Source organism: Caulobacter sp. NIBR1757 (genome assembly GCF_027912495.1).
Classification (GTDB): Bacteria; Pseudomonadota; Alphaproteobacteria; order Caulobacterales; family Caulobacteraceae; genus Caulobacter.
In genome coordinates this window covers 3,464,298-3,478,171 of sequence record NZ_CP115463.1, presented here as the reverse complement: position 1 = coordinate 3,478,171, position 13,874 = coordinate 3,464,298, and the positions used below count along the sequence as shown (strand labels likewise).

General features: G+C 68.5%; 11 protein-coding genes. 9 read left to right on the top strand and 2 right to left on the bottom strand.

The window, feature by feature from the left end; translation table 11 throughout:
* Positions 1–11: 11 nt before the first annotated feature.
* The 8 genes from egtB to O5I81_RS16845 all read left to right on the top strand — a co-directional run bounded on the left by egtB (position 12) and on the right by O5I81_RS16845 (position 9,659).
* Positions 12–1,265 (top strand): ergothioneine biosynthesis protein EgtB, encoded by a 1,254-nt coding sequence (egtB, locus tag O5I81_RS16880; protein ID WP_271066026.1) that lies wholly within the window; start codon positions 12–14, stop codon positions 1,263–1,265.
* Positions 1,262–2,221, top strand: a complete 960-nt coding sequence (gene egtD, locus O5I81_RS16875) for an L-histidine N(alpha)-methyltransferase (RefSeq protein WP_271066025.1) — start codon at positions 1,262–1,264, stop codon at positions 2,219–2,221. Before egtB ends, egtD begins: the two co-directional genes overlap by 4 nt.
* A gap of 102 nt (positions 2,222–2,323) precedes the next feature.
* The gene (locus O5I81_RS16870; RefSeq protein ID WP_271066024.1) at positions 2,324–5,368 is read left to right on the top strand and encodes a calcium-binding protein; all 3,045 of its coding nucleotides are present in this window, start codon (positions 2,324–2,326) and stop codon (positions 5,366–5,368) included.
* 129 nt (positions 5,369–5,497) lie between these two features.
* Complete coding sequence (locus tag O5I81_RS16865; RefSeq protein ID WP_271066023.1) at positions 5,498–6,460, top strand: acetyl-CoA carboxylase carboxyltransferase subunit alpha; 963 nt, start codon at positions 5,498–5,500, stop codon at positions 6,458–6,460.
* A 72-nt stretch (positions 6,461–6,532) separates the two neighbouring features.
* Positions 6,533–7,294, top strand: a complete 762-nt coding sequence (locus tag O5I81_RS16860; RefSeq protein WP_271066022.1) for a hypothetical protein — start codon at positions 6,533–6,535, stop codon at positions 7,292–7,294.
* A 219-nt stretch (positions 7,295–7,513) separates the two neighbouring features.
* A complete protein-coding gene (locus O5I81_RS16855) occupies positions 7,514–8,122 on the top strand; it encodes a response regulator (RefSeq protein ID WP_271066021.1) in 609 nt (202 codons plus the stop codon).
* Positions 8,119–8,574 (top strand): hypothetical protein, encoded by a 456-nt coding sequence (locus O5I81_RS16850; protein ID WP_271066020.1) that lies wholly within the window; start codon positions 8,119–8,121, stop codon positions 8,572–8,574. Before O5I81_RS16855 ends, O5I81_RS16850 begins: the two co-directional genes overlap by 4 nt.
* A gap of 83 nt (positions 8,575–8,657) precedes the next feature.
* Complete coding sequence (locus tag O5I81_RS16845) at positions 8,658–9,659, top strand: nitronate monooxygenase family protein (RefSeq protein WP_271066019.1); 1,002 nt, start codon at positions 8,658–8,660, stop codon at positions 9,657–9,659.
* A 4-nt stretch (positions 9,660–9,663) separates the two neighbouring features.
* Here the strand turns inward: O5I81_RS16845 and O5I81_RS16840 are convergent, their stop codons facing one another.
* Entirely contained in the window at positions 9,664–10,476 is an 813-nt protein-coding gene (locus tag O5I81_RS16840; RefSeq protein ID WP_271066018.1) for a hypothetical protein, read from the bottom strand.
* A gap of 249 nt (positions 10,477–10,725) precedes the next feature.
* Here O5I81_RS16840 and O5I81_RS16835 point away from each other — a divergent pair, with 249 nt between their 5' ends.
* Positions 10,726–12,894, top strand: coding sequence for an EAL domain-containing protein (locus O5I81_RS16835; RefSeq protein ID WP_271066017.1), 2,169 nt, complete (start codon positions 10,726–10,728; stop codon positions 12,892–12,894).
* Here O5I81_RS16835 and O5I81_RS16830 read toward each other — a convergent pair.
* Complete coding sequence (locus O5I81_RS16830) at positions 12,863–13,816, bottom strand: alpha/beta hydrolase (RefSeq protein ID WP_271066016.1); 954 nt, start codon at positions 13,814–13,816, stop codon at positions 12,863–12,865. The genes O5I81_RS16835 and O5I81_RS16830 overlap by 32 nt on opposite strands.
* Positions 13,817–13,874: the final 58 nt, after the last annotated feature.

Sequence of the window (13,874 nt, the reverse complement as noted above, 5' to 3'; positions counted from 1 at the left end):
GGAGAGGCGGGATGGCATTCGACACCGACGATCGCGAGACGCTGGCTCTGTCGCTGGCAAGGGTCCGGCAACGGACGCTGGACCTCGCCGCGCCGCTGTCGCCGGAGGACATGCAGCCCCAGGCCATGCCCGACGCCAGCCCGACCAAATGGCACCTGGCCCACACCACCTGGTTCTTCGACGAGTTCATCCTGCGGCCGCACGGCCATGCGCCTGAAGCGCCAGACGACGCCCGCTTCCTGTTCAACAGCTATTACGAAGCGGTCGGCGAGCGCCAGCCGCGCCCAGGTCGGGGGCTGGTCACCCGACCCGGCGTGCAGGCCGTCATCGACTGGCGCCTGCGCGTCGACGAGGCGCTCGCCAACCTGTTCGCCACCGCTCCGTCGTCCTTGATCGACCAGCTGGCCCCGCTCCTCGAGCTCGGCCTGAACCACGAGGAGCAGCATCAGGAACTCCTCCTGATGGACATCCTCAGCCTCTTCGCCCTGCACCCCGGCGCACCCGCCTATCGCACGGATCTGGCCCCCGCCACCGGCCCGGCGCGCGGTCCCGTCGGCTGGATGGCCCATGACGGCGGCCTGGTCGAGATCGGAGCGGGGGCAGGGGGTTTCGCCTTCGACTGCGAGCGGCCCCGCCAAAGGGTCTGGCTGGAGCCCTTTCAGCTGGCGGACCGGCTGGTGACCTGCGGCGACTGGCTGAGCTTCATCGAGGACGGCGGCTACGACAGCCCGGCCCACTGGCTGTCCGACGGCTGGGACCGCGCCCGGGTCGAGGGCTGGCGAGCGCCGGCCTACTGGGAGAACTACGACGGCGCGTGGACCCGCCGCACCCTGGCCGGCCGGGAGGTGGTCAACCCGGACGCCCCTGTCTGTCATGTGAGCTTCTACGAAGCCGACGCCTATGCGCGCTGGGCCGGCGCCCGCCTGCCCAGCGAGGCCGAATGGGAAGCCGTCGCCGAGAGCCGCCCCATCGTCGGCAACTTCCTGGACAGCGACGTCCTGCGCACCGCCCCCTCGCCTGGCGACCAGCTGTACGGCGACGTCTGGCAATGGACGGCCAGCGCCTACAGCCCCTACCGAGGCTTCGCCCCGGCGGCCGGGGCGGTCGGCGAATACAACGGCAAGTTCATGTCCGGCCGCCAGGTCCTGCGCGGCGGCGCCTGTGTCACACCGGCGGCCCATATGCGGGCCAGCTATCGCAACTTCTTCGAACCCCATCAGCGCTGGATGTTCTCCGGGCTGCGCCTCGCGAAAGACTGTGGATGAACCAGCTCACGCGCCTGCAACCGGACCTCGAACGGGCCCTGTTCGCCGAGGACATGATCGCCGGACTGTCGAAAACCCCCAAGGCGACCCCGCCCAAATGGTTCTACGACGCCGCCGGCTCGGCCCTGTTCGGCGAGATCACCCGGCTGCCGGAATACTACCCGACCCGCACGGAGATGGCCCTGCTGGCCGCCCGCGGCGGCGACATCGCCCGGGCTGTCGGACCCGGCCGCACGGTCGTCGAGTACGGCTCCGGTTCGGCCGCCAAGGCCATCGCCCTGCTCGGCGCCCTGCAGGCGCCGGCCGGTTATCTTTGCGTCGAGATCGATCCCGGCGCCGCCCGCGCCACGGCCCACGAGGTCGAGCTCGCCTTTCCGGATCTGCCGGTGCGCGGCGTGGCCGGCGACTTCACCCACCTGCAGGGCGAGGTCACCGCAGGCTCCCGGCCCCGCCTCGGATTCTTCCCCGGCTCGACCATCGGCAACTTCCCGCCCGAGGAAGCCGGGCCGCTGTTGGCCGCCATGCGCGAACACCTCGGCCCCGGCGGCCAGTTGCTGCTGGGCGCCGACCTCATCAAGGACAAGGCCATCCTCGAGGCGGCTTATGACGACGCCGCCGGCGTCACCGCCCGCTTCAATCTCAACCTGCTGCAACGGGCCAACCGCGAGCTCGGCGCCGACTTCGACCTCGCCGGCTTCGAGCATCGCGCCATCTGGAACGATGCGTCGGCGAGCATCGAGATGCATCTGGTTGCGCGCCACGACCAGACGGTAACCATGGACGGCCACCGTTTCCACTTCGCGGCGGGCGAGACCATCCACACCGAGAGCAGCTACAAGTTCGACGAAAGCCGTTTGAAGTCATTGGCTTACGCCGGCGGCTGGGCGATCGACCAGCTCTGGATCGCCCTGGAACAACCTTTCGCCCTGGCCCTGCTGACCGCCGATTCCCGTTAACCGATTGTCGATCACGATTCAATGAACACGGGTTTTCAAAACTGATCCGCTGAAAATAGGGTGCCCCGCGCCGTTCCCCCAGGCGCAAGTGGAGCACTCCAAATGGCCAACATCATCGGCACCTCCGGCGACGACAACCTCGGCGGAACCAACACTGACGACACCATCAGCGGCCTCGAAGGCAGCGACATCCTGGTTGGCCTCGGCGGAGACGACACCCTCGACGGCGGCGATGGCGACGACATCCTGCGCGGCCGCGACGGCAACGACACCAGCCTCGGCGGCGCCGGCAACGACTACCTGCAGGGCGGCGAGGGCGACGATGTCATGGACGGCGGCGACGGTTTCGACCGGGTCGCCATGCTGCTGATCGCCACCGACCTGCAGGTCGGCGCCACCGTCGATCTGGCCATCCAGGGCGTGGCGCAGGACACCGGCCACGGGCTCGACACCCTGATCGGCATCGAGCACGTCTCGGGCACCATCTACGGCGACACCCTCAGCGGCGACGCCGGCGCCAACTGGCTCTGGGGCAGCGTCGCGGGGCCCGGCGGGACCTCGGGCGATGACGTGCTGTCCGGCCGCGGCGGCGACGACCTGCTGGAAGTCAGCGGCGGGAACCACACCCTGGACGGCGGCTCGGAGACCGACACGGTCAGCTTCTTCAGCAACGGCGACATTGGTCTGGCTGGCCCGGCCGGCGTCTCCGTCGACCTGCGCCTGCAGGGCGCGGCCCAGGACACCGGCCATGGCCTGATGACCCTGACCGGGATCGAGAACCTGTCGGGCTCGGTGGCGAACGACCTGCTCATCGGCGATGCCGGCGCCAACGTCCTGGCCGGCATGGACGGCGCCGACAGCCTGGTTGGCGGCGACGGCGACGACACCCTGCTGGGCGACGGACAGTTCGCCATCGACTTCCCGGTCGTCGGCACGTCGGGTCCCATCACCCGTTTTGATGACCGGGGCTATGCCGCCGACGACATTCTCAACGGCGGTAACGGCTTCAACACCCTCAACGGCGGGGCCGGCAGCGATACCGCCGACTATGGCGACGCCGAGGGTGCCGTCACCGTCGCGCTCGGATCGGGCTACGGCGAGCGGCTGGACGCCACGGGGACCACGATCCTCGGGACCGACACCCTGATCGGCATCGAGAACGCCAGCGGGGGCGCCTTCAATGATCTGCTGCTCGGCGATGGCAACGCCAATGTGCTCAGCGGCCAGGCCGGCGACGACGTCCTGCGCGGCCTCGGCGGCGACGATGTCATGAACGGCGGCGATGGTGACGACCTGCTGCGCGGTGGCCTCGGCATCGATACCTTCGACGGCGGCGACGGCTTCGACCGCATCAGCCTGTTCGAGACCGGCGCCACCGCCGGCGCGTGGGTCGATCTCGAGCTTCAGCAGGTTCTCAACGACGGCTTCGGCAACGTCGAGAGCCTCAACTCCATCGAGGGCGTCGGCCTGGGCACCCTGTTCGCCGACACCTTCCTGGGCAGCAGCGGCGTCAACTTCATCTATGCCGGGACGGGCGACACGGTCGACGCGCGCGGCGGAGACGACGACATCCTGCTGGCCGGCGCGACCGCCAGCCTCGACGGCGGCGACGGCGTCGACAGCCTGTCCTTCTCCGCCTTCCGCTTCACCGATCCGGACCTCAACGGCGTCCCGGACCAGGAAGACGCGCTGGCGGGCGTCTTTGTCAGCCTGATCGCCGGCCGCATTTTCGATGACGGCTTCGGCGACAGCGGGCTGATCTTCAATGTCGAGAACGTCACCGGCACAGACTTCGACGACATCCTGTTCGGCGACGCCGGGGACAATGTCCTTGTCGGCCTCGGTGGCTTCGACCAGATCCGCGCCAACGGCGGCAACGACACCCTCGACGGCGGCGATGGCGACGACCTGCTGCGCACCGGCAGCGGCGTGGATACCTTCCTCGGCGGCGATGGCTTCGACCGGGTCAGCTTCTACAACCTCGACGCCACGCAGGGGGTGGTGGCCGACCTGTCCACCCAGACCATCGCCAACGACGGCTTCGGCAATGCCGAGACCATGAACTCCATCGAGGGCCTCGGCTCCCACACCCGCTTCGCCGACAGCTTTACCGGCAACGAAGAGCGCAACCTGTTCCTGATCGGCGGCGGCGACACCCTCTATGCCCTCGGCGGCGACGACGACATCCAGGTCGACGACGCCCCCGCCCGGATCGACGGTGGCGATGGCGTCGATACCGTGACCCAGTTCACCCTGACCCGCCTGCGCGACACAAACGGCGACGGCATCGCCGAGGTCGAGAACGGCTACATGGGGGTGGCGGTCAATCTGAAGACCGGCCGCATCCTCAACGACGGCTTCTCCGGCATGGGCCGCATCTACAATGTCGAGAACCTCGGCGGCTCTTTCCTCGACGACGCCCTGACCGGTTCCAACGGCGACAACCGGTTGTGGGGCTTCGAAGGGGACGACCTGATCGCCGCCGGCGCCGGCAATGACACGGTGGACGCCGGCGACGGGGCCGACATCGTCACCGGCGAGAACGGCGACGACAGCCTGGCCGGCGGCCTTGGCAATGACAGCCTCGACGGCGGCGGCGGGCTCGACACCCTGGACGGGGGCGATGGCGACGACCTGCTGTACGGCCGGGGCGGGGCCGACACCCTTAGCGGCGGAGCCGGAGATGACCAGGCCTGGGGCGGGGCGGCGGCCGATGTCATCGACGGCGGCGACGGCGACGACTTTCTCTACGGCGAGGACGGCAACGATACCCTGTACGGAGGCGACGGCGTCGATGTGCTGAGCGGCGGCGCGGGCAAGGACTTCCTGGCCGGCGGCCTGGGGGCCGACCGCTTCGTCTTCACCGCCCTTACTGACAGCACCAACGCCGCCGGCGGCCGCGACACCATCACCGACCTGATGGCCGAGGACGTCATCGACCTCTCGGCCATCGACGCCAACACCCTCGTCGGCGGCGACCAGGCCTTCGTGAAGGTCGCCGCCTTCACCGGCGTGGCGGGCCAGATGACCCTCGGCCTGTCCGGGGCCAGCACCCTTTTGAAGGTGGACGTCAACGGCGATGCCGCCGCCGACATGACGATCACCCTGACGGGCAACCATGTGAGCCACATCAACTTCGTCTACTGACGGGCGAGGGGGCGGCCCCTGTGGCCGCCTCCTGACCCGCTCCGGCCAGAATCGCGCCATATGGGTTCCATCGGGGGCGGACAGCGACTAGGTTCGCCACCTTTCCGAGCGGGCTGCGTTAGGCGAACTATGGTCCATCACTATCTCGACTTCGAACGGCCGATCGCCGAACTGGAAGGCAAGATCGAGGAGCTGTCCAAGCTCTCCGAGTCGGCCGGCGCCAGTTCCTTCGAGACCGAGATCGACTCCCTGCGCGGCCGCCTCGACGATCTGCGGCGCGAGGCCTATTCCAAACTCGATCCCTGGCAGAAGACCCAGGTCGCCCGCCATCCGCAGCGTCCTCACTTTGTCGACTTCCTCAGCGGCCTGATCGAGGAGTTCGTCGAGCTTCGCGGCGACCGCAAGTTCGCCGACGACCAGGCCATCCTCGGCGGCCTCGGCCGCTTCCGGGGCGTCCCCGTCCTCGTCATCGGCCAGGAGAAGGGCCACGACACCACCACCCGGCTGAAGCACAACTTCGGCATGGCCCGGCCCGAAGGCTACCGCAAGGCCGTCCGGTTGATGGACATGGCCGAGCAGTTCAACCTGCCGGTGCTCAGCTTCGTCGACACCGCCGGCGCCTATCCGGGCCTCGGCGCCGAGGAACGCGGCCAGGCCGAGGCCATCGCCCGCGGCACCGAGCGCTGCCTGACCCTCAAGGTCCCGATGATCGCCACCGTCACCGGCGAGGGCATGAGCGGCGGGGCCATCGGCATCGCCGCCGCCAACCGCGTGCTGATCATGGAGCACGGCATCTATTCGGTGATCAGCCCCGAGGGCGCCGCCTCCATCCTCTGGCGCGACGGCGCCCGGGCCCGGGACGCCGCCACCCAGATGCACATCACCGCCCAGGACCTGATCAAGACCGGGGTCGTCGACCGCATCATCGACGAGCCGCCGGGCGGCGCGCACAGCGACCCGGCCGAGGCCATCCGATTGGTCGGCGATGTCATCGACGACGAGCTGAAGCTGCTGCTGAACCTGACGCCCGAACAGCTGCTCGTCCAGCGGGCCGAGCGCTACTACGCCATCGGCCGCACCGCCCCGGCCTGAAGACCCCCCGTTACGAGGGCGCGCCGCGGGATCGGCGCTGTCATGATCGCCGCCTCGCAAGCGGAGGTATCCATGCGCCCGTTCATCGCTCTCATCGCCACGGTTGCCATCTGCGCCGTCGCCGCGCCCGCCGCCGCCCAGTCCAAGGCGTGCAAGGCGTTCCGTAGCGGGGCCGGCTGGGCGGTCAAGTACGTCGTCCACACCCGTGCAGACGGCAAGGTGTTCGATACCGTCGCCACCTACACCTACCAGGTCACCCTGCCACCGAAGAAGCCGACCGACGTCTATGAGGTCAACGGCGCCATGGACCAGCTGGCCAAGCCGGCCAAGGGCGTGGTCATCCTCGAGTACGGCAAGCGACCCGATGGCGAGGCGCTCGGCAAGGTGGCGCTGTTCGCGCCCGCCTACGCCAATCTGTCAGCGGTGGTGAAGGCCGGCTTCCTGGGCGAACCTGACCCGGTCTTCCAGCATCGCCTCGTGCTCAAGGCCGGACCCGGTGGAACCGTGGTCTGGAGCGCGGACGCCGGCAAGATGAAGGCGCCGCCGCAGATGGACGCCTTGCAGTTCGAGAACGCCCTCGCCGGCCTGGGGTCATCCGATATCGAAATGCTCGGACCGGGCGGCCTGGCCGACGCCCGCAAGGCGGCCGGTATCATCACCCAGCTGGCCAGGGGCGGCCGGGTCGATATCCAGGTGATGGAGGCGGGCAAACCGGTCACCGTCGGCGGCTTCGACATCACCGACAGCGTTGCCAAGGCCGCCACGGACGGCGCCGCGGCGGCCAAGGCCGAGGCGGATCTCATGGCCTCGAAAGGGCAGTGTCTACCGAGCTGACAATCTTGATGAACCTGTTCATCGAACACCTTTAGGGCCTTAGCGTCCTGATGCGGACGATGTAGGACTGGACCGTCCAGAACTCACGACCGTCTCAGGGTAGTTGCGGGCGCGGGAGATGTAATCCGCATTATCCACACTCAAGTTGGGTGAGCCTGTTCGCTCGTTTACCCTTCGGTCACCCGCCTTCCCCATTTTTTCCCCGGGGTGGGTAGAGACATGGAATCGACAGACACAGCAACGACACCGGTGGCGGGCGAGGCCGGGCTGGCCCCCGGCACGATCTTCAACCTGTCGCGCGCCATCGTCATGGTGGTCGACGACAATGCCTTCTCCCTGCGCCTGACCACCCAGACCCTGCTCGGATTCGGCATCAAGACCCGCTACCTGTGCACCGACGCCCAGGCCGCCGTCGACATCCTGAAGGCGTCGACGGTCGATCTGGTGATCGTCGACTGCGACATGCCCGGCCCCGACGGCTACGACATGGTCTCGTGGTTGCGCCGGTCCGGCCTCGACCCCAACGCCTTCGTGCCGGTCCTGATGATCTCCGGCCACACCCGCGCCTCGCAGGTGACCAAGGCCCGCGATTGCGGGGCCAACTTCATCGTCACCCGGCCGATCACCCCCGCCATCCTGCTGGAGCGGATCCTGTGGATGGCCCGCGACCCGCGCCCCTTCGTCCAGGCGGGCGAATACGTCGGCCCCGACCGTCGCTTCAACGATCCGGAACCGCCCCGGGGCCAGGTCGAGCGCCGGGCCGATCGTCTTCGCGGGAAATCAACCCTTTCAGACGAGGCTGGCGGTTCAGCGGAGGGCGGATCGTGAGCGGCGTCACCATCATTCGACGCGTCTCCAACCTCTCCAGGATGATCGGGGAGAGCGGCGGCAAGACCGTTCTGGCGGCTCTGCGCGGGGCCGAGGCGGAAACCGCCAGCCTGCGTGACGAAGGGCGAGTCCTGCTGCTGGAGGCCATCGGCGTGCTTGAGGCGGCCCTGGCCGAACCCAAGGACGACGCCTGGCTGGAGGCCATCTACAGCACCTCCTCGGCGATCATCGACATCTGCCCGCCGGATCTTCAGGCGCTCGGCAAGGCGGCCTGGAGCCTGTGCGACCTGACTGACCGGCAGCGCAAGAACGGCCGACTTGAGGTTCCTGCGATCGCCGTCCACGTCAACGTCATCCGCACGCTGAGCGGGGATTCCGACCCGCGGGCGGCCGCGCCGCTGCTGATGGGCCTGGAGGCCCTGCTGGCCCGTGAGGTCGCCAAGGGCGGGTGATGGGGGCGGCTGATTTCGTCCTTGCCTGACGCGGGGTGATATTCCGATAAAGTCGATCCCAACAATTGTTTGGGAGACGCACCATGGCCATCCGCACCCGCTTCACCGAGCTGTTCGGCGTCGAGCATCCGATCGCCCAGGGCGGCATGCAGTGGGTTGGCAAGGCCGAACTGGTCGCCGCCGTCGCCAACGCCGGGGCGCTGGGCTTCATCACCGCCCTGACCCAGCCGACGCCGGAGGACCTGGCCAGGGAGATCCAGCGCACCAAGGATCTGACCGACAAACCGTTCGGCGTGAACCTGACCATCCTGCCGGCCATCAAGCCGCCGCCCTACGCCGAATACCGCGCCGCCATCATCGAGAGCGGCATCACCATGGTCGAAACCGCCGGCTACAAGCCGCAGGAGCACGTCGACCACTTCAAGCAGCACGGCATCAAGGTCATCCACAAATGCACCGCCGTCCGCCACGCCCTGTCGGCCGAGCGGATGGGCGTCGACGCCATCTCCATCGACGGCTTCGAATGCGCCGGTCACCCGGGTGAGGACGACATCCCCGGCCTGATCCTGATCCCCGCGGCTGCCAACAAGGTGAAGATTCCGATGCTGGCTTCCGGCGGCTTCGGCGACGCGCGGGGCCTGGTGGCCGCGCTGGCGCTGGGCGCCGACGGCATCAACATGGGCACCCGCTTCTGCGTGACCAAGGAAGCGCCGATCCCGGACAGCTTCAAGGCCCAGATGGTCGCCAATGACGAGCGCCAGACCGACCTGATCTTCCGCACCCTGCACAACACCGCCCGGGTCATGCGCAACCAGGTCAGCCAGGAAGTGGTCCAGATCGAGCGGGCCGGCGGCGCCAAGTTCGAGGACGTCCAGCATCTGGTCGCCGGCACCCGCGGCCGCGACGCGCTTGCCAACGGCGACACCGACGGCGGCATCTGGTCGGCCGGCATGGTCCAGGGGATCATCGACGACATCCCCAGCTGCAAGGACCTGATCGACCGCATCATCAGCGAGGCCGAGGACCTGATCCGCGGCCGGTTGGAGAGCATGGTCTCCAGCCCGAAGCTGGTGGCGGCCGAGTAGGGCCTCAGTCGAAGACCTCGGCCGCCGCCCGGGCGCTGCCGCCGGCGCGGATTTCCGCATAGGCGGCGGCCGGGCCAAGGGCGGCCAGGTAGGCGATCAGGCTGAAGAAGCCGAGCAGGACGACGGCCATCGCGATGTTCAGCCCGATGTACACCGGCGTCGGGCCGGACTCCGACGCGCCGGGACCGCCTATGGCGTCGCCGAGCGCGCCGAGGAGCACGACCCCGGCGCTGAAGACCACCGGGACGATCAGGCCTGTCGCGCAGAGATAGCTGAACAGGCGCCAGCGTATGCCCTCGGTCAGTTCCACACCCCGGGAAATGGCCTTGAACGGGCCGAGGCCCTCGACCACCCGGACCGGGCCGGCCAGGCTGACAAGGACGGCGGCCAGGACGCCGGGGACGATGACCAGCAGAAGGCCCAGGCCGATCATGGCCGCCTGCAGAAGGGCCACGGCGAAGCTTCCCGGCGTGTGACGCCACAGCGCGCTCCAGGCTTCGCGAAAACCGGCCCGGCGGCCTTCCTGCTCACAGGCGGCGGCGTTGGCGGCCAGGGGCAGGGCGGTCGAGCCGCCAAGGGCGAGCGCCGCCAGAAAGCAAAGTCCGACCGCCAGCGGATTGGGGGCGGTCTGCGGCTGGCCGACGGCGACGAAGATGCGGTACAGGCTCCAGATTCCCATCATGAAGACGGCGATGGCCGCCGCCATCGACAGCATGACGAAGATCAGGCTCGGCAGGCTGTGGCGCAGCAGGACGCGGAAGTATCGGCGCAGCGCCGGCAGGGCGCGGAACTTCGGACGGCTGACGCTCTTGGACATGACACCCCCGGGGATGAAGCCTAGGGGCAAGCGGTCCATACGCCAAGCCGGTCGTTCCAGCAGCTTGCCCGGGCTGTTCAAGTTAATCCGGATGCGGACAGTATAGGCGCGTGACGTTCATGGTTAAACGCACGAAAAACACTGTGACAGTCTGAAGAAATTTAGATGACGCCGACCATTCGACGGCCCTGATTAGGTCGATATTAGTTTCGGCCCGCCAAACCCTCCCCACCGAGTGGAGGTGTGTTGATGTTGAGACTGCGCGACGCCATTAATCCCGTGGCTCCCGCCCGCCCGGAAGACTACGGTGGCGTCCTCTATGACCGGTTCCGCGGCGAGCCGGACACCTTGATCATTCCGGTTATCGACGAGGCCGGCCGGCCGGTCGGCCTGCTCGACCGCAACAGCTTCTTCCTGCGCATGGCCGCCGAGTACGGCCGGGCGCTATATGCCCGCCGGCCGATCTCCGAACTGATGAACCACGAGCCGTTGCTGGTCGATGTCGATGTGCCGCTCGCCGACTTCACCGCCGACAGCCTGTCGGCCCGGCCCTCCGAACTGCTCAGCGGCTTCATCGTCACCCAGGACGGCTACTATATCGGGGTCGGCACGATCCTGGAGCTGCTGCAGGCCTCCAGCGACGCCAATCGCCGGGTCGCCCGCGCCCTGGCCGAGGCCAGTGGCGAGGCGCACCGGGCCCGCAAGTTCATGACCGAAATCGTCGAATCGATGCCGGCCGTGGTCTTCGTCAAACGCGCCAGCGACCTTCGCTACGTCCTGCTCAACCGGGCCGGCGAACAGATGCTCGGCTACAGCCGCGAAGAGATGATCGGCAAGACCGACGCCGACTTCTACGAACCGGACCTTGCCGCCGTCTATCGGGACCGCGACCTTGAGGTCATCGCCTCCGGCGAGGTCAAGGTGATCGAGGAGGACAACATCCCCCGCCAGGATGGCGCCGTCGTCACCCTGCGCACCAAGAAGCGGGCCATCCTCGGGCCCGATGGCCAGCCCGAATACCTGATCGGCGTCTCGGAGGACATTTCAGAGCGCAAGCGGGCCGAGGCCCAGATCGCCCGCCTGGCCCACTACGATCCGCTGACCGAGCTGCCCAACCGGGTGCTGTTCCAGCAGTCGCTGCGCGAGGCGCTGAGCCGCTCGGTGCGCCAGGGTGAGACCGTCGCCGTTCACTGCATCGATCTGGACCGCTTCAAGATCGTCAACGACACCCTCGGACACCCGGCCGGCGACGCCCTGCTGCGGGCCGCCGGCGAGCGCCTGCGCGGGTGCGTGCGGGAGGGCGATACGGTCGCCCGTCTCGGCGGCGACGAATTCGCGGTCGTCCAATGCGGCGTCTCGCACGGCGCCGACGCCAGCCGCCTGGCCATGCGCATCGTCGAGGCCATGGCCCAGCCCTTCGACATCCAGGGCCATCAGGTCGTGGCCGGGGCCAGCGTCGGCGTCGCCCTCTCCCCGCAGGACGGTCTGGAGCCGGACGAGCTGTTGCAGAAGGCCGACATGGCCCTCTACCGCGCCAAGCACGAGGGCAGGGGCTCCTTCCACTTCTTCGAACGGGCCATGGACGAGACCCTGCAGGCCCGCCGCCTGCTCGAGCTGGACCTGCGCCGCGCCCTGGGGGCCGGAGAGTTCGCCCTGCACTACCAGCCCATCTATAGCCTGACGGAGGATCGCGTCACCGGCTGCGAGGCCCTGGTTCGTTGGCATCATCCCGAGCGCGGCATGATCTCGCCGGCCGAATTCGTGCCGCTGGCCGAGGAGATCGGCCTGATCGGCGCCTTGGGCGACTGGGTGCTGCGCGAGGCCTGCCGCGAGGCCGGGTCCTGGCCGACCCACATCCGTCTGGCCGTCAACCTCTCGCCGATCCAGTTCCGCGACCGGCATCTGGTCGGATCCGTGATCTCCTCCCTCGCCGCGTCCGGCCTCAATCCCCGCCGACTGGAGCTGGAGATCACCGAGTCCGTGCTGCTGCAGGACAGCGCCGCCAACCTGGCCGTGTTGCACGACCTGAAGTCGCTGGGCGTGCGCATATCGATGGACGACTTCGGCACCGGCTACAGCTCGCTGAGCTACCTGCGCAGCTTTCCGTTCGACAAGATCAAGATCGACCAGACCTTCGTGCGCGACATCACCGACGACCCGGATGCCCTGGCCATCATCAAGGCGGTCACCGACCTGGGCGCCGGCCTCGGCATCGTCACCACCGCCGAGGGCGTCGAGAGCCACGAACAGCTCGACCAGCTACGCCGTCACGGCTGCCAGGAAATCCAGGGCTATGTAATCAGCCGCCCGGTGCCGGCCTCCGAACTGGCGGCTTTGCTCGGACCGAAGCCGGCAGAGATGGATATTCGGCCCGAGGAGGTGAACCCTACGCCGCCGCTGCGGCGCGCTTGCGGCTGAACAGATCGGCCCACAGGAAACGGGCCGCATCGGCCACGTCAGCCAGCCGCTCGCCCAGCGTCGCCAGCACCGGCCGCTGTTGCGGCAGGCAGGCTTCCAGTTCGGCGATCAGGTCCTCGGCCGGGCCGTCGTTGAGGAAGTGATTGCCGCCCGGCACGCGGCGGAACCTCATGGGGCGCAGGGTGCGGGTTTCCTTGACCAGGGTCTCGGCCGTCTCGATCGGGGCGAAGTCGTCGAGGTCGCCGTGGATCAGATGGATGGGGACGCCGATCCGTTCCAGCGCCGAGCGCATGTGGATCAGCTGGCCAGGCTGGCCGGCCACCTCCAGCACGGCGTTGCGCAGATCGCGCGGCACGGGCAGCACGCGCAGCAGAACCTGACCGAGCTTGACCAGCATCCGCGCCGTCGGGCCGGGGTCGCCCAGGTAGCCGCTCAGCAGCACCAGCCCGGCCAGCCCCCTGGGCCGGCGGGCGGCCATCAGGCTGGAGATGGCGGCGCCGTAGGATTGGCCGACCAGCAGGAGCTTCTGGCCGGGAGCCACCTGCAGAAGGGGCATCAGGGCCTCGGCCTGCACGCGGATGTCACCGACATATTCCACCGGCTGGCTGCCGGCATAGCCGGGCCGGTCGACCACCACCATCTCGCGGTCCTGGGGCAGGGCGGCCAGCACCGGGGCCCAGTATTCGGCCCAGCTGGGCGCGCCGGTGACGACCACGATCTTCCAGGGGGCGGGCTTGTCGCGCGGGGTGGTCAGGGCCGACAGGGTCCAGCCGTGGTCGCCGCCGCAGGGCATGGAGATGCGCTTGACGACGCTCTCCTCATAGAGCTCGGCCGTCGGCACATGCTCGAAGCGGCCGGCAAAGCCGCTCTCGACACAGGCCCAGCCCAGTTCCAGCACTCCCTTGGGGCGTTTGCGCGCCACGATCCGTCTCCTGTGTCTGCCCGCGTCCCAGCGGGATGTTCAACGCCGATATGGGCGC